The sequence below is a fragment of the Stenotrophomonas sp. ZAC14D1_NAIMI4_1 genome, from assembly GCF_003086775.1.
Lineage (GTDB): Bacteria > Pseudomonadota > Gammaproteobacteria > Xanthomonadales > Xanthomonadaceae > Stenotrophomonas.
This window is the reverse complement of record NZ_CP026001.1, coordinates 1,750,160-1,765,889: the sequence shown is the minus strand read 5'-3', so window position 1 is coordinate 1,765,889 and position 15,730 is coordinate 1,750,160. Positions and strand designations below refer to the sequence as shown.

Here is a 15,730-nt window from a genome sequence, read left to right as displayed (position 1 = left end):
ATGGCTGATGCGACCCATCGTATCGAATCCGGCCGTGCCGTGGGCAACCGCGTTGTTCAACCGGCCAGCGTGGCCTGCAGCGCCCCCAGGCCGTCACGGTAGATGCCCTCGAACAATGCCGAGGCCGCTTCATCGCTGACGCCCACCGGGGTGAACGTGCCGGACCAGTCGATGCGCGCACCGTGGTCCAGTTCGACCACGCGCAGGGTGGACCGGTAGCCGGTCACCGGGAACGGTGCCTGCAGGATCGAGTAGGTGTAGCTGCGCCCGGCCTGGTCGAACGCCTCCAGCCGCTCGACGATGACATCACCGTCGGGGTTGGCCAGATGGCGCACGCGACCGCCTTCGCTGAGCGTGCTGGTGGGAATGTACGGCAGCCAGTCCGGCAGCGAATCGAAGCCGCCGATCAGGTTCCAGACGCGATCGGCGCTGGCCGGTACGGTGAGTGATGCAGATGCGGTTGCCATGGCAGGTCTCCTCCGTGCTCAGCGCAGATCGATGGGCAGCGGCGCGTCGGCGGACACCAGCCCCTGCGCGCGCAGTTCCTGCCAGAACGCAGGCGGAATCACTTCCTTCAGCGCCGCGTAGTCTTCGGCGATGCGCTCGGGACGGCTGGCGCCCGGGATCACCGCCGCGACGGCGGGGTTGGCCAGCGAGAACTGCAGTGCGGCGGCCTTGATGCTGATGCCGTGCGCAGCAGCAATGGTCTTCATGCGTTCAACCTTGGCCAGGATCTGCGGCGAGGCCTGCTGGTATTCGAAGTGGCTGCCACCGGCCAGCACGCCGGAACTGTACGGCCCACCCACGACGATGCCGGTGTTGCGCTCGGCCGCCTTCGGCATCACCCGCTGCAGCGCGCGCTCATGGTCAAGCAGCGAGTAGCGGCCAGCCAGCAGGAAGCCATCGGGGCGCGCCTCGTCCAGATCCAGGGTCAGTTCGATCGGCTCCACGCGGTTGACGCCCAGGCCCCAGGCCTTGATCACGCCCTCCTCGCGCAGCCGGGTCAGCACCCGGAAGGCGCCGCGGCGTGCGGTCTCGAAGTAGGACAGCCACTCATCGCCGTAGAAGTCCTGGGCGATGTCATGCACCCAGACAATGTCCAGGCGGTCGGTCTTCAGCCGCTTCAGGCTGTCGTCGATGGAGCGCAGGGTGGCGTCGGCCGAGTAATCATTGACCAGCTTGTTGGGCCGGCCGGCGACGAACAGGCCGCCCTTCTCGCCCAGGTCGCGGGCGCTGGTGTCTTCCACTTCATCCAGGATCAGGCGGCCGATCTTGGTGCTCAGCACGAAATCTTCGCGGTTGCGCCTGGCCAGCGCGTCGCCCAGGCGGATCTCGGCCAGGCCGGCGCCGTAGAACGGGGCGGTATCGAAGTAGCGCGTGCCCTGCTCCCAGGCCGCGTCCACCGTGGCCTGGGCCTCGGCTTCCGGGATGTCGCGGAACATGTTGCCCAGCGGGGCGGTACCGAAGCCGAGGGTCTTGCCGGCCAGCAGTTCATTGATGCTCATGGGGGTCCTCTTGGGGAGGTTGTTGAGGTTGAGGCACAGGCTAGGCTTGCCCGGTAAGACTGTCCAAGACATAATTTTCCAATCTTGAGTCCCGGACGGTCTTATGCTCGATCTCCGCCAACTTCGCTACTTCGTGGCTGTCGCCGAAGATGAACACGTCGGCCGCGCCGCCGAGCGCCTGCACATTTCCCAGTCCCCGCTCAGCCGCCAGATCGCCCAGCTGGAGGAACGGCTGGAGCTGCAGCTGTTCGAGCGCTCGCAGCAGCGCATCCGCCTGACGGCCGATGGCCGTACCTTCCTGGCGGAGGCGCGGGCCCTGCTGACCCACGCCAACCGGCTGGAGTCGCTGGCCCGGCGCCTGGGCCGGGGCGACGAGGGCGGCCTGTGCATCGGCTACCTGGAATACGCCATGCACTCGGGCGTACTGCCCACCGCCCTGCGCGCGCTGCGCGGCGATCGCCCGGCCGTGCATATCGCCCTGTACAACCAGCAATCGGACGTGCAGCTGGAAGGCCTGCGCCAGCGCAGCCTGGACATCGCCCTGGTCTGCGAACCGCCCGCGTTCGACGATCCTGATCTGCAGGCCACGCAGGTGCTGAACGACCCGATGCTGCTGGCCCTGCCCGCGGGACATCCCCTCGCCAGTGCCGAGCAGATCACACCCGATGACCTGGCCAGCCAGCAGTGGATCGGGGTGATGCACAAGGAAAGCGCGCTGCGCCACGACACTTTCATCGCCGCCTGCGCGAAGGCCGGTTTCACCCCGAGCATCGCCATGGAAGCCAGCGAGCCACTGGCCGCGCTCGGCCTGGTGGCTGCCGGGCTGGGCCTGACCACCCTGCAGCGCAGCCTGGACCACCAGGCACCGGCCGGCGTGGTACTGCGCGAGCTGCCGTGGTTCAGCTACCGCACGCCGTTGTGGGCCGCCTGGCACCGCATCAACCTGCGGCCGCTGGTGGAAACCTTCCGCCATACGCTCATCGAAACCGCGACCGGCCAGCAGCCGGCCTGAGCCCGGCATGCGCGTGCTGTCGCAGTGCAGCGCGCGCACCGCAGGGGCTGCGCCTATGCTCGGCACATTCCTGCAAGGACGAACGCGATGCGCCTGCTGCTTCTACTGGCCTTGGCCATCGGCCTGTTGCTGCCCACGACCGCACTGCACGCCGCCGCCCCGCCTGCGCCACGCTCGCTCAACGGCGAACTGCAGGGCGCGCCATGGCGGCTGGATGTACCCACGCACTGGAACGGCGAGCTGGTGATGCTGGCCCATGGCTACGAACCGGTCGGCGTGCCGCGCGCGACGCCGATGGCCGCTGCCGACAGCACCCAGGCGCTGCTGGATGCGGGTTACGCGGTCGCGCAGAGCGCCTATTCCAGCCAGGGCTGGGCGGTGGCCGACGCGGTGGCCGACATGGAACGCCTGCGCCAGCACACGCTGGCCGAACTGAAGCCGGTGCGCAGGACGTGGATGCTCGGCTTCTCGATGGGCGGCGCGGTCACCGTAGCCAGCCTGGAACAGCATCCGCAGGCCTATGACGGCGGCATTTCGCTGTGTGGGGCCAACCTGCCGGGCGAAGCGCTGGCCGAGGATCTGCTGACCACCCTGGTGGCCTTTGATTACTTCTTTCCCAAGGCCGACGGCCTGCCTGCAGGCGGCCTGGTCTCGCGCGAGGCCGCTGCGCTGCCACAGATGGCGTTGTACCAGGGCATTGCCACCGCGCTGGCAACCCGGCCGGCAGCTGCCGCACAGCTGGCCACCCGCCTGCAGGTGGCGCCCGATGCACTGGCCGGTGTGATCAGCCTGCACGCACTGGTCCTGCACGAACTGGCGCAGCGCGCCGCCGGCATGCCGGCCGGCAACGTCGGCACGGTCTACAGCGGCTTCGGTGACGATGCCGCCTTCAACGCGGGCGTGCAGCGGTTGCAGGCCAGCGCGGCAGGGCAAGCCTACGTGCGCGAGCGGCTGGCCTTGAGCGGCACCCTGCAGAAGCCGCTGGTGATCCAGTTCAACCACGACGATCCAACCATCGTGCCGCGCATGCAGGCGGTGTATCCGCAACAGGCGGCGCGTGCGGGCAGTGCCGCGAAACTGCGCGTGCTGCCTCTCGCCGGCGAAGGGCATTGCGGCTTTTCCGGTGCACAGGTGCTGGATGCGTTGAAGGCGGCCGCTGCGCGTTGAGGCGTTCGCGCGCAGGCGAGGCTGCGGGCGCGGCGCTACGATGGCGGTTCGGCGCACAGCGCGCCGCGCATCCCATTCCACTGCCCCGTGAACCGATGGCCTTCTTTGAACGACTGAGCGACACCCGCTACCTGCCCACCGCACACGTGGGTGGCGCCTGGAACACCCACGAGCAGCACATCGCACCGGCGATGGGCCTGCTCGCCCACCATCTTGAGCGTGATGCCGCCGCGCGTGGCCACGGCTTCCTGATCGGCCGCCTGTCCTACGACATCCTCGGCACCATTCCGATCGAAGCGATGGACGCACACGTGCAGGTGCTGCGCGGTGGCCGCACCATCGAGCTGGTCGAAGCCACCCTCAGCCACCAGGGCCGTGCGGCCCTGCGCGTGCGTGCGTGGCTGATGCGCCCGAACGATACCGCCGCCATTGCCGGCGCGCCGCTGGCGCGGATCGCCGCCGCAGACACCATGCCCGAATGGGACCCGGCGACGGTGTGGCCGGGCGGCTTCATCCAGAACGTGCAGATCCGCCGTGATGACCAGGGCCCCGGCCGTGCGACCTACTGGGCACGCGCGAAGCAGCCGCTGCTGGATGGCGAGACGGTGAGCCCGCTGGCACGTGCCGCCACCTTGTTCGACCTGTCCAACGGCATGGCCGTGCGCGCCGACCCGAAGGAGATCGCCTTCCCCAACCTCGACCTGACCGTGCACCTGTTCGGCACGCCGCAGGGCGACTGGCTGGGCTTCGACACCTCGGTCTCGTTCGGCAGCGAAGGCATCGGCCTGACCAGCACGGTGCTGCACGACGAACGCGGCCCGATCGGCAGCATCGGCCAGGTGCTGACCGTGCGGCCCTGAGGCAGTGGAGTGACCGCAACGGGCGGCGTCAGCCGCCCAGCGTGCCCATGGTGAAGGTGTAACCCGAGCGCATCAGGAAATCGCGCATGCGCAGTTCAGCGCGGCGCGGTGATGCGAGGTCGGAGGGGCCATACAGGGCGTAGACCACGCCCGAGCCCTCGATGCGCTCGCGGCGCACGCCGCAATGGCGCGTTTCGGCGGCGATCACCCAGCCGTCCTTCAGTTGATCCGGCCCGATCGACTGACCGTTCTTGAGCCGGAATGTCAGCCAGCGCACATCCGCGGAGGATCTGCTCATCGCTGGCCTGCCGCGTGCTGCATGCGGTGTTGCATGTCCCTGCGTGCCATTGCTGCTCCCGAAGACCGAACCTCGACCATACCCCCTTCTCATGTCGTCCCGGTTTGAGATTGGTGACGCGGCCAGCTCACCCGCCTGCTGGCCCCGCACTTGGATGCGGTGCTGGGGCTGGATTCCAGCGCCGACCAGCTTCGCAATACCGAACCCACACCCGGCGTCAGCTACCCGTTGGAGCAGCGGGTACCGGATGCAGGACGCCCCGGCGCAGTCTGAGTACGCGTTGGCTTCTGGCGCGGCGTATTGCTGCTGCACCCGGTCTTCCTGGTCACGGCGCACGGACGCACAGCGATCGCGTGCCGTGGACATCTGCGCATCGGCGGCGACCCGCTCCGAACTCAATGACTGCTGCAGGCTGGAAATCTGCGCACGGATGCCCGACTCGAGGGTCGCATTGGGCAGCGTGCCGCCCGCATCCGGCGGTGTGCTGCGGGCGGCTGCCAACTGCCGGTCCAGCTCGGCCACCTGACGGTTGACCGCCTGCGTGCGCGACTCGAGCGGACCATAGATGCGCGACTGCTCGCCCTGCAGGCAGTTGCGCTCGGCGATGCCCGCATCGCTCATGCCGGTGGTGCGATACACCGCCGCGCGGTTGGATGCTTCGCCCGCGCTCTCGGAGGCAGCGCGGTTGGAGCGCAGTTTCATCGGCTCGCTGCCCGCACCGCAGGGATCCTGCGAATAGATCGTCTCGCCCGACGACCCCTTGCACTTGTAGACCTGCGCCGAAGCCAGCGGTGCCAGCAACAGCAGCGCCAGGCCAATACCCGTTTTCACGTTCATCCAGACCTCCTGTCCGTGGCCATGCCGGCCCGCTGGCGATTACGCTACGACGGATTCCCGGCAGCGGCAAAGCCCTGGCCGGCCCGTGCAACGCGGTTCCGTTCATACAACGCGTCCGCCAGCACCTGGATTTCCGCGCGCATGGCCAGCACCTGCAGCCAGTGCGCGGGGATGCCCGCAGCGCCATGGAAGGCGCCGGCCAACTGGCCGAGCACCGCGGCGGTGGTATCGGCATCGTCACCGAGGTTGGCCGCTTCCAGCACCGCAGCGGCGAAACTGTCGTGCTGGTGGAAGCACCAGAGCGCCGCCTCCAGGCTGTCCACGACATAGCCACTGCCGCGGATCTGCTCACGGCTTGCGTGCTGGTAGTGTCCCGCGGCGATCTGCTGCAGGCGCTCGCCCTGCACCGGGATGTCACGCAGGTCCAGTACCGCCTGCTTCGATTGCCCGTCCAGCGCGCGCTCGATCGCAGCAGCCAGCAAGCGGCAGGCATCCAGGCATTCGCGCGCGGCATGGGTCGTGCGCGAACCCAGCTCGGCCATCGCCGGCAGTTCCGGCATTCCTGCATAGCGCAGCACCACCGGTGCCAGGCGCATGATCGAACCGTTGCCGGCACTGCGCGGGTCTTCATTGCCCGACAGCGGCTCGCCACTGAGCAGGAACTGGTCGATGGCCGCGCGCGTGGCCATGCCGATATCAAAGCACTCGCCGGTCGCGCTCCAGTAGCCGTTGCGGTACCAGTTGGCATAGCGGGTCATCTGGTCGTGTGCATCGAATTCGTCACGACGCACCAGGCTTTCGGCCAGGCACATCGCCATCGACGTATCGTCGGTCCACTGCCCCAGCGCCAGGTTGAACGGGCCACCGCCAACCATGTCGGTGAGCGGGCTGAAACTGCCTCGCGGCTTGAACTCCACCGTGGTGCCGACGGCATCGCCGCAGGCCAGTCCGAGCAGTGCGCCGCGGAAGTTGTCGATCTGGTTCATGCCCCGAGTGTAACCAGACACGGCATCAGGTGTTCCCGAACACCCGTCTCAGTTCCAGCGCTGCAAAGGTGTACCAGCCAAATGCAGGCAGCAACGCGATGCGCTGGGTCAGCCCATGCCAGGGCTGCGGATCGAAGCCGGACAGCATCAACCACAGATAGAGCATCCCCAGCAGCGAGGTCGCGCGCGCAACCCAGGCGATGCGCCGGGAGGCATCAGCCCCGAGTTCGACCAGGAACAACAGCGGCGTCAGGATGGAAAAAATGCCGATGGAATACATGCCATGCAGCGGGCTGCCCGTAGTGAACACCCCGTTGCTGAGCATGGCCACGCCGAACAGGAGGGACGTGAGCGCGGTGAGTGCGAAGCGGCGGCCCCAGCCCAGCAGCGCAAGACTGAAGACGATGATGGCCGCGCCATTGACCGCGATACAGGCCGTCAACGTGTTTGCCGGCAGGCCTGGCATCAACCCCATTTCGCTGAGGTGCTGCGACAGCGAGCTGTAACCGGGCACGGTGAAGCCGAACGCGATTGCGGCGAACATCGCGCCGAGGGGAATGTAGATCGCCTGCCGGATTGCCATTGCGCGCACTGCATGCCCCTCTTGCTGAGTGTGAAGGCGGACGTTAGCAGGGGCGGCTGCGGGCCAGCAGTGCGGTTTGGCAGGGGGCCGCGCAAAGAAAAAGCCCTGACCGGAGTCAGGGCTTTTCAATTGGAGGCCTCAAGCGGAATCGAACCGCTGTAAACGGATTTGCAATCCGCCTAGAATCCATATAAATCAACAGCTTAAAATTGCACGACACCCGCCACGCCACTTCTTGGCACTTGATTTTTTCTTTTCCCTAACCTTTTCCCGTTCACACCGAACCTCAGTGCCAACAGAATGCGAGCTTCACTAGTGCCAGACCAGCGTCGCTGAGGCCGCCCTCCAAGGCGCTATCCAGGGATGCATAAGCAGCAAAGAAGAAGACCAGTGCCGATAGGGCGAGCACCACATTCAGCGTTCTTTGCTGGGTGTTGACTCGCCTCTCCAAGGCGGAAAAAGCGGGGATGTACATTGCCGCAACGGCGTCTGGCTGACCCTCAAGATTGGCTCTCCGAAGTGCAATTTCCGCACTGATTGCAGACACAGAATTTTTCTGATTCCTAATCAGTAGAAACATAAGGACCACAAATATAGCCACACCAAGAAAAATGGCCGCATTCTTATAGACCTTGCCCGTCTCGAAGGCGGCGCCGGCAACGAGAAGCGCCGCGGGCAGTGCTAGGAGCTGGTTCTGAATTTCAGAGAAGGTCTTATTGAGGCGCAGCGTATCCTCCAAATTCTGTTTATCCACTTCTTTCTGAACGGATGCCGCAGAGAACTTTGACAGTAGCAAAGCGTAGGAAGCCTGAGCGTTCTTCATCACCGCATCGAATCCACGGGCCACTACAACGAGCGGGACCGTAGTCATGCCCTTTGCCAAATCGGCCAAGCAATCCCGCACGATCGCCCGCTTCTCATCTACGTGAAAATCAGAAAGAAGAAAGCCCGATGAAAACTCTTCAATCCCCATAATGGGAACCAAATCCGTAGCTGAGAAATCCATCTCTACACGAAACTTCGCATCCGGCCGTACAACAAAATTGGCAAACCTATCCGCTGCGGAAGGATAATCCGCTACGTTCCTTACTATTTCGGCCAAGCAGATCATGTCGTAATAGCTTGCGACGTCGGCCGGAGCCTCGTTGCGCACCCCGGGCCCGAAATACCGACTATCACGGATGAAGAAACGGGCGGGAACGGTTCTCCGATGACTCACGCTGGCGGACAAGAACTCCGACAGCGACGTATACACGCCTGCATTCTGAGGAGTGAACGTAATAAGACGCCCTCGCTCCTCAGCGGCCCATACAAGTCGCGGTGCGACCTGAGCCAAGCGCTCGACGACACCTAAGAAGTCGTGACCTCGGGAAAGACGACCCTGCAGTAAAGCGTCATCCAAATCCGAAGGCTGTACTTCTTCCAGCTGATCTAGAAGCCATATGGCCGCAGACTGAGCATCATCAGGAACCAGGTGTGACATTGTCCTCGATTTCCTTCTTCAACTCTGCAGAGGGTCCGAAAATCAGAAGGGCATCGCTATTTTCGTCATATGCAACGCGCCCCTGCCGCACATCCTCGACCTCGAAAGCTACCGCTACGGTACCCATTTTCCCACGAATACGACGCAAACTGCTATAGGTCGTCCTATCAGGCTTGAACTGATGGCTGACCTGATACGTGCTCGCCCCCGCCCCAGTCGTGACGTACTCTTCAAACAAATGAGGCTGCAGAGGATCTACTGCCACTGCAATTGCGGCCAGAACCACCTCTTCCTTGTTTGATGAGAAACAGTCAAAAAGGCGCTCTCTTACATCAGTCCACACCTTCTTCTTAGACTCCTGGTCAAGCAGCGGCAAATCCGCAACATATGCACCAGCCGCAGCGATCATCTGTGAGGTGTGATGCCTACTACTCGTATAAACGACGCAAGAGAGTGCCTCTCGGAAATAGGCGGTGACCTCATCGGCTCCACGACCCTTGATAAAAGTGAGGTAAGGCTCGTCGCCGAATTGCCACCTCGAGACATTAAGCCTTGCGGCCTCATGCAGCTTATCGGTATCGATAACCAACGTCGGCATCAGATCCAAACTAATCTCATCGATGCCAGCGCCCTCGCGCAGTTTAAGCATCGCGATCAACAGGAACTCATCACCACCCGAAGTGTAGTGAACGAAGAAGGCGTGCCCACCATTTGAAAGAGGAGCCTGCTCCATTTTGTCGCCGATGATCTTGACCACATGGGCGGTAAATTCACTGAAGGTCAACTGTGAACGTACAAACTCTCCGACGCGCACAGGGAACCTATGGATATCCACATCGACACCAAATGTTCCGGTGTTATTGCCTTTGCGCTGGAAGAGATTCAAAGTCTGTGAGCAGACGGACGTAAGCGTGCCATCGAGCGGCAATGGATTATCGCGCAGATGTACCTGCACGCTCCCTGGGCCGGACGAATGCTGATCCTTGCCAAGCTTGTGAACAACCGCACCCTTGATTTCCATTGCGCCCCCTTGGCACTTCCATGCGTTATCGCGCCGTAGCTTATAGCGCATTAGCGGCGAAATTGCCCCATGCCAAAGGCATTGAGGCTCCCGGCCTTACCCTTGAGTTGGCCGCCTCAGACCCACCCTCACCCTCGCCTTCATCGGATCTTTCGCCCTGGGCTTGGTGACTGCCGGCGGCCGGATCGGCTCCAGTGCTGCGAACACCCGAGCGGATGCAGCTGCAGCCGCCTCATCCAAGCGCTGGGCCTGCAGCTGCTGTTCGCGGGTCGGCGGAAGGCCTGGCAACGGCGGTGCCGGCTGGATCGGCGTGCTGTCGGTCAGGCGGACGACCGCCTCTCGCAGAGGCAGGTCCGGAAACAGCCTAGCGGCGCACCAGCGCTCGGCGAAGCGCTTGCCCTGTCGGATGCTGGCGACCCGGGCGTTCTTGGTCTGCCACATCTTCAGGGCGTTCAGATGGAGACGATAGCCACCCTCGCGCGTCGGGGTGACGCTGGCCACCTCGCGCCCGTTCCACCACAGCGCCCAGCGCTCGCCCATCTGCACCCAGCCGGACGGGATGGGGGCGGTACGAAATCCTTGGTAGCCGAGGGAAGGAAGCATGGCGGCAGCATACGCGCGGCCGTCGCAGATCCTGCGAACGGGGCGTCGGCCCTTGATGAACATTTCACCCCAACGTGCGAGACTGCTGTCTCTTGGCTCTTCTCCGGCGGGATATCCCTCTCGCCCGTGTCCAGCCCCAAATTGGCTGGACCCCATGACCACCTGTACTTCGTTCCGGATCCTTAGGATCTATGCTTTGCTGCGCGCCAATGGCAGCCTTGATGGCATCAAGGCAATGATTTGCAGATGCCAAGTCTGCAGAAACGAGTCAAAGCTTTCTCACGGCTTGGGACTTGAAGAACTTCCCACGGGCGTTCAGCTTACCTGCCCGGCATGTGGCGCCAACACTCATGTGCCAGGGGCGCATATCTGGGCAGAATGGGCCGAACAGTTGCGACGTGACCGCATGCTGGTCCGGGCAGGAATTGATCCTCACGACCTATATGGCCCCTAGATCGGAAATCACAGTGCCCGAAATGCGCACCTGGGCAGCAAGCAATCGGCCACCGGCAACCTGCTTCCCGCAAGCGTTGTTCAGCCAAGCCGCCTGAGATCGTCCTGCTGCCAACACATCCTCAGGCGCGAAGCTATCCGGCCTTCCCCGCAATGGCTCACCAGGGGAAGCGAGTCCGCCGAGAAGCGGCTGCACTCGAGCAGGAGCCTCGCTGACGCTTTTGGCATATGCCGTGGCCACCATACGGTTCGCCTGCGGCGACCACCCGCCCAGCACGAGCTCGGTCCCTATAGCTGATGGTGCGATACCGGCCTCCAGCGCGGCCTTCTCGTAGGCCGGCCACAGCTGGTCAACGACTAAGCCAAGCTCCCTGCCGAGCTGCTCCATGGTGAAGTCCGCGCGGAAGCTTGCCTGCAGGGCCAGCTCGTAGATTCTGAGGAAGAATAGCGCGCTGCCACGGCTGGCCAGCACCAGGTTGTGCTGGGGGATAAGAAGCAACTTCGCGCCGGCCGACTTGGCACCCGTCCGCGAGTCCTCAGCCAAGGTATCTACAGCAACCAATAGTTGATCTGGGGAAAGCATTACGTTCAGGATGCTCATGGCGCCTGCCTAGTTGCCTGCGCGGACTATCACTTCTATTCATGCTCTAGTCGAGCCCGCCATGACACCCGCCTTGAATCAACTTGCCGACCGCCTGCAGGCCTGCGAGGCAGAACTGGAAGCTCAGCGTGCCTATCTGAAGGCGCTGGAGTACGGCTTACGCTTTTCTCTAGCGACTCACCCGGCCCGCGCGCAGCTCTCCGACGCGTGGAAACACCTTCTACCCAGTATTGCGGCGAAGCACCGTCAGGACGGCGGCGAACTTTTCGCCGCCGCGTTCCAGCAAGCACTCACAGTCCTAACGGAGCAAATAGGCGAGCCCAGTGAGCAGACCTAGGCCACCCTGGCGTGGGGCTCAACCAGTGCGACCAAAAGATCCATGGCCGTCGGCTTAGTACCTTCGGCCTCCCCACGCTGGTTGAACTTTGTCCAATCCGCATGGGCTATGCGCCTCAGTTCCTGAGAATCCACAGGGAGCCACTTCATCGGCCAGAATGGCAGACGCCGCTGCCCCACCCTGGCCCGTTGCAGCTCCACAATCCCGCTGTGGCTGGTTGCACCCAGGACTCGGGAATAAGCAACCGATAGGCCATCCTCCGGGCCTTCCATGTACTGGAAGAATCTGTCTCCATCGAACAAAAGAACGCCTGTGACACCTGCGCCTCGGTTAAAACGTGCCGCGTCGTCTACTAGAGAGTCCAGCTTCTCGCTATGTAGGCCAAACCTGTCGCCCGCAATTGCGGGACCCGCCTCACTTACGTAGACAACCGCCCTGATGGGCATTTGATGCTTCTCCTTAGCAAAGATCCCCCCGGTTCAGTCAACGCACCGTACCACTTAGGACGGGAGCGAATGTTCCTTTGGGGTGATTACGCCAGGGGGTAATCTGAAGGAGTCATGCGCTGACTTACACTTCAGGCGTAGTCTGCAGCCATGTGCGGAAGATTCGTTCAGCTCCCCGTTGTCGACTTTGGCCAGCCCGGTCTGGCGGACCTTGCCCCGGGCCTGGCCGAGATCCAGCCGAGCTTCAATCTGGCCCCTACCCAGCGGGCATCGGTAATCCTCGATCGCGGCGAAGGCCGCCACGCCACCCGGCTGGCTTGGGGCCTCCTGCCCTTCTGGGCCAAGGCCAAGGGCCTGCAGGGCTCGACCATCAATGCCCGCATCGAGACGGTGGCCACCAAGCCGGCATTCCGCACGGCTTTCAAGAAGCGCCGTTGCGTCATACCCATGGCCGGGTACTACGAATGGTCGGTGAGCCCAGAGGACGGGAAAAAGGATCCGTGGTTCATCCACGCCGCCGGCCCGCTGCTGGCGGCCGGCCTCTGGGAAGACACCAGCCCGCTACTGCCCGATGGCAACCTGGGCACCTTCACCATCATCACAGGCGACAGCAGCGGCGTCTCTGCGGATATCCACGACCGCATGCCGGTGTGGCTGCAGGCCGGCCAGATCGATGACTGGATAGCAGCCAGTGCGGAGGACGCCATGGCGATGCTGCTGGCGAGCCAGACGCCCGCCATGGAGGCGTACCGTGTCAGCCGGGCGGTCAACACCCCTCGCAACAACGCCGAGGGGTTGCTAGACCCTGTCGCCTGACCGCTACAGCAGGGCCGCCTGCCTATCATCCCAGCTCTTGATGATCAGCTCGCCGAACTTGCGCCCCCGGCCCTGCCCGCCGCCAATCGTGTAGTCGAGCTGCAGAGGGACCAGGTCGAACCCGGCGAACACCTCCCGGATCTGCGGGTGGTCGTTGATCGAGACCACGAACCGGCCAGCAGCACTACGCATCAGCCCCGCCATCGCCTCGTACTCACTGAAGGGGAAGTCGACGCCGTAGCCCTCTGTCTCCCAGTACGGCGGGTCCAGGTAGAACAGCGTGCCGGGCCGGTCATACCGGCGCACGCAGTCCTGCCAAGGCAGGCATTCGATGATGGTGTTGGCCAGGCGCAGGTGGACCGCACTGAGCTCTTCCTCGATCCGCAGCAGGTTGAACCGCGGGCCGCCCGTGGTCACCACACCGAAGGTCTGCCCCTGCACCTTGCCGCCAAATGCCAGCTTCTGCAGGTAGTAGAAGCGGGCCGCCCGCTGGATGTCGGTCAGGGTTTCGGGACGCTCCATTTGCGCCCACTCGAACATCTGCCGCGACACCAGCGACCAGCGGAACATCCGCACAAATTCGTCCAGGTGATGCCGGACGCAGCGATACAGCCCGACCAGGTCGCCGTTGATGTCGTTGAGTACTTCCGTCGACGCTGGATATGGGCGCATAAGCAGCGAGGCGGCGCCGCCGGCGAATGCCTCCACGTAACAGTCGTGCTCAGGGAAGTGTGGATACAGGTGCTTCAGGAGCCGGCGCTTGCCGCCCGGCCAGGAAATGATGGGCTTGGTCATGGGATCTCAGGTTTTGCGATGGGTAGGTCCGACAATCCCAGCCGCTCTCGAGGGCGACAGGGACGCGGCCAATGCCAGGTGCTGAGATCACCTGTGTTGAGGTACTGCCCGGGCGCTTGCCGGCGCCCGGGCAGTGCCCTGTTTCTTTAGACGGTCAGTTCGTAGAGCGGGAGGTTTGGCGCAGCCTCAATCAGCCGGCCGCCACGCACCCACACGTTGTAGGGCAGCGACAATGGCAGCTGCCCGAAGGCGCGCATCTGCACGCCGTCGTAGGTGGTCAGGCTGCTGGTGCCATCAGAGTTGTGCGCGGTGACGGTGGCGATCAGCCGCGGGCTGCCGCCAACCAGGTCGCCGAACTGGTCCCATAGATCAGTCCGCATCGGTGTAGTGCCTCTCCAGGGTTGCTGTCTGTTCGATCACCACGGCCTGGTCGTCGGCCGAAACCTCGATCCGCAGCGACTCGCACTGCCCGTGCCAGGTTCCGTCAGCACCGACCACTTCAACCAGGTCCAGCGGAAGCACCAGCCCGACCTGCCCGGCCTTGAGCGGCTGCGCGAACAGCGGCACCGTCAGGTCGACGGCCGCCTGCTCGCCGCGATCGCAGAGGACGTTCCTACCTCGCTCCGCGCCGGCCGCAGGCACCGTGATCAGCGGGCTGCTGACCTGCTGGGCATAGAGCCGCCCTTCTTCTCCCGACCTGCGCACCTTGCAGGTGACACCCTTGCCGGCCAGCTCGCCAGTCACCACAACGGCGTCGTACAGCGGCGCGCTGCGCATCTGCAGGCTCTCCGTAAGCACGATGTCCTCCTGCAGCACGTGGTCCGGCGGCGTGGTGCGCCAATCCCAAGGACTCACCGGATAGGCCGCACGGACACGCATAGCGAGGGCGGCAGGGTCCGACTGTACGACACCCCCGCCTGCCTCTGCGAGAGCGCTGATGGCATCCAGCGGCGTGCTGGCGTCATAGAACCAAGCACCTGCCGGAACGTTCCAGTCGACGGTGTCGTATTCGCTGGTGAAGCCCGTATCGGCGAGCTCCTCGGCGACCAGCTGCGCCATGCTGCGGTCTTCGGTCGTGGCCTTGACCCGAGCCGGCGCGTACGGCGCGGCCAGCAACGCGGTGCGCGAGCGACCGCTTAGTCGCACGCCGCCGCCACTGAACTCCCGCTGCTTCTGGAAGCTCTCGATGATGCCCGTCCAGACGTAGCCATTGAGCGTGACCTCAAACTGCCTGGGTCCGGCGGCAGTAGGCTTCAGCAGCGCCAGCTGCTGCGGGTCTGCCAGCTCGATGTCGAAGGTCCACCCCCAAGTGCTGCGACTGGAGCTGAGCGAGATCCGCACGACCTCGATAGGCGCGCGATCAGGGAGGCGGACAAAAGAAATCGTGTTGATCACGACATGGGTCCTACGTTGGGGACGCACCACATAGCAAGCGGCGACGCCAAGATTCAGGGGAACCGAACGGAGGGCGCCGACAACCGGGCATCCGAGGTTCAGACCAATCTCATTGCCTTTGGGAAACGGATTCTCCGGCTCCGGATCTGGTCCAGGACCCGGCCTCGGGCGCACGCCCCACGGAATTCCCTCCGCTGGACCCCATGGCAATCGGGCAAACCGTCTAGACAACGACGGACGCATCCACATAGCTGACACTCTGGCGGCAACAAGCCGAGTGCTCCCGCGCCAAGTGAAGCCACTAGCCGCAGCGGCCAAGGCAAGAGATCGCCACGCCACAGCAGTTCCCTCAGTCACGGTGGCGCTCACTTGGCGCCATCGAACCTGCTGGCTACGCTCAGCCAGCCCTAGAGACCCCCACCCCAACGAGCATATGGCTGCAGCCGATCCCATAGCCTGGCTCCACAACAACTGACGGTCACCGCGCAAGACAGGGGCCGTGTTCCACGCGACCCCAGCTGACTGCCACAAC

General features: G+C 64.0%; 18 protein-coding genes and 1 pseudogene. 5 read left to right on the top strand and 14 right to left on the bottom strand.

Annotation, left to right across the window (positions count from 1 at the left end; translation table 11 throughout):
- Positions 1-56: 56 nt before the first annotated feature.
- Positions 57-467 (bottom strand): SRPBCC family protein, encoded by a 411-nt coding sequence (locus C1927_RS08245; RefSeq protein ID WP_079221400.1) that lies wholly within the window; start codon positions 465-467, stop codon positions 57-59.
- Between the two features lie 18 nt (positions 468-485).
- Complete coding sequence (locus C1927_RS08240) at positions 486-1,505, bottom strand: aldo/keto reductase (protein ID WP_079221399.1); 1,020 nt, start codon at positions 1,503-1,505, stop codon at positions 486-488.
- A gap of 103 nt (positions 1,506-1,608) precedes the next feature.
- Between C1927_RS08240 and C1927_RS08235 the strand changes: the two genes are divergently transcribed.
- The 3 genes from C1927_RS08235 to C1927_RS08225 all read left to right on the top strand — a co-directional run bounded on the left by C1927_RS08235 (position 1,609) and on the right by C1927_RS08225 (position 4,544).
- On the top strand, positions 1,609-2,517 hold the full coding sequence (locus C1927_RS08235) for a LysR substrate-binding domain-containing protein (RefSeq protein WP_108746420.1): 909 nt from the start codon (positions 1,609-1,611) through the stop codon (positions 2,515-2,517).
- Between the two features lie 87 nt (positions 2,518-2,604).
- The gene (locus C1927_RS08230; protein ID WP_108746419.1) at positions 2,605-3,684 is read left to right on the top strand and encodes a hypothetical protein; all 1,080 of its coding nucleotides are present in this window, start codon (positions 2,605-2,607) and stop codon (positions 3,682-3,684) included.
- A gap of 95 nt (positions 3,685-3,779) precedes the next feature.
- Positions 3,780-4,544, top strand: a complete 765-nt coding sequence (locus C1927_RS08225; RefSeq protein ID WP_108746418.1) for a thioesterase family protein — start codon at positions 3,780-3,782, stop codon at positions 4,542-4,544.
- Positions 4,545-4,572: 28 nt separating this feature from the next.
- Here C1927_RS08225 and C1927_RS21870 read toward each other — a convergent pair whose 3' ends face one another.
- From C1927_RS21870 to C1927_RS08180, 8 genes and pseudogenes are all read right to left on the bottom strand, one after another.
- Positions 4,573-4,842 carry a hypothetical protein gene (locus C1927_RS21870; protein WP_108747800.1) on the bottom strand — a complete coding sequence of 90 codons (270 nt, stop codon included), beginning with the start codon at positions 4,840-4,842 and terminating at the stop codon, positions 4,573-4,575.
- A gap of 663 nt (positions 4,843-5,505) precedes the next feature.
- A pseudogene (locus tag C1927_RS21865) lies at positions 5,506-5,679 on the bottom strand (DUF4124 domain-containing protein); the annotation flags it as partial.
- A 44-nt stretch (positions 5,680-5,723) separates the two neighbouring features.
- The gene (locus C1927_RS08205) at positions 5,724-6,665 is read right to left on the bottom strand and encodes an ADP-ribosylglycohydrolase family protein (RefSeq protein ID WP_108746417.1); all 942 of its coding nucleotides are present in this window, start codon (positions 6,663-6,665) and stop codon (positions 5,724-5,726) included.
- A gap of 25 nt (positions 6,666-6,690) precedes the next feature.
- Entirely contained in the window at positions 6,691-7,377 is a 687-nt protein-coding gene (locus C1927_RS08200; RefSeq protein ID WP_159095333.1) for a DUF998 domain-containing protein, read from the bottom strand.
- A gap of 157 nt (positions 7,378-7,534) precedes the next feature.
- Complete coding sequence (locus tag C1927_RS08195) at positions 7,535-8,731, bottom strand: hypothetical protein (protein WP_159095332.1); 1,197 nt, start codon at positions 8,729-8,731, stop codon at positions 7,535-7,537.
- Entirely contained in the window at positions 8,712-9,752 is a 1,041-nt protein-coding gene (locus C1927_RS08190) for a nucleoid-associated protein (RefSeq protein ID WP_159095331.1), read from the bottom strand. The genes C1927_RS08195 and C1927_RS08190 overlap by 20 nt, the downstream gene beginning before the upstream one ends.
- Positions 9,753-9,848: 96 nt before the next feature.
- A complete protein-coding gene (locus C1927_RS08185; RefSeq protein WP_108747799.1) occupies positions 9,849-10,355 on the bottom strand; it encodes a hypothetical protein in 507 nt (168 codons plus the stop codon).
- A gap of 439 nt (positions 10,356-10,794) precedes the next feature.
- Positions 10,795-11,409: a hypothetical protein gene (locus tag C1927_RS08180; protein ID WP_108746413.1), complete on the bottom strand. Its 615-nt coding sequence runs from the start codon at positions 11,407-11,409 to the stop codon at positions 10,795-10,797.
- 61 nt (positions 11,410-11,470) lie between these two features.
- Here C1927_RS08180 and C1927_RS08175 point away from each other — a divergent pair, with 61 nt between their 5' ends.
- Positions 11,471-11,746, top strand: coding sequence for a hypothetical protein (locus C1927_RS08175; protein ID WP_108746412.1), 276 nt, complete (start codon positions 11,471-11,473; stop codon positions 11,744-11,746).
- On the opposite strand, the gene C1927_RS08170 is transcribed toward C1927_RS08175, so the two are convergent.
- A complete protein-coding gene (locus C1927_RS08170) occupies positions 11,743-12,192 on the bottom strand; it encodes a BLUF domain-containing protein (protein WP_108746411.1) in 450 nt (149 codons plus the stop codon). The genes C1927_RS08175 and C1927_RS08170 overlap by 4 nt on opposite strands.
- Positions 12,193-12,342: 150 nt before the next feature.
- On the opposite strand from C1927_RS08170, the gene C1927_RS08165 reads away from it, so the two are divergent.
- Positions 12,343-13,008, top strand: coding sequence for an SOS response-associated peptidase (locus tag C1927_RS08165; RefSeq protein ID WP_108746410.1), 666 nt, complete (start codon positions 12,343-12,345; stop codon positions 13,006-13,008).
- A gap of 3 nt (positions 13,009-13,011) precedes the next feature.
- On the opposite strand, the gene C1927_RS08160 is transcribed toward C1927_RS08165, so the two are convergent.
- From C1927_RS08160 to C1927_RS21660, 3 genes are all read right to left on the bottom strand, one after another.
- Positions 13,012-13,803, bottom strand: a complete 792-nt coding sequence (locus tag C1927_RS08160) for a DNA adenine methylase (RefSeq protein ID WP_108746409.1) — start codon at positions 13,801-13,803, stop codon at positions 13,012-13,014.
- Positions 13,804-13,949: 146 nt separating this feature from the next.
- A complete protein-coding gene (locus C1927_RS08155; RefSeq protein WP_108746408.1) occupies positions 13,950-14,183 on the bottom strand; it encodes a hypothetical protein in 234 nt (77 codons plus the stop codon).
- Positions 14,173-15,198 (bottom strand): hypothetical protein, encoded by a 1,026-nt coding sequence (locus C1927_RS21660; RefSeq protein WP_254051558.1) that lies wholly within the window; start codon positions 15,196-15,198, stop codon positions 14,173-14,175. Before C1927_RS21660 ends, C1927_RS08155 begins: the two co-directional genes overlap by 11 nt.
- Positions 15,199-15,730: the final 532 nt, after the last annotated feature.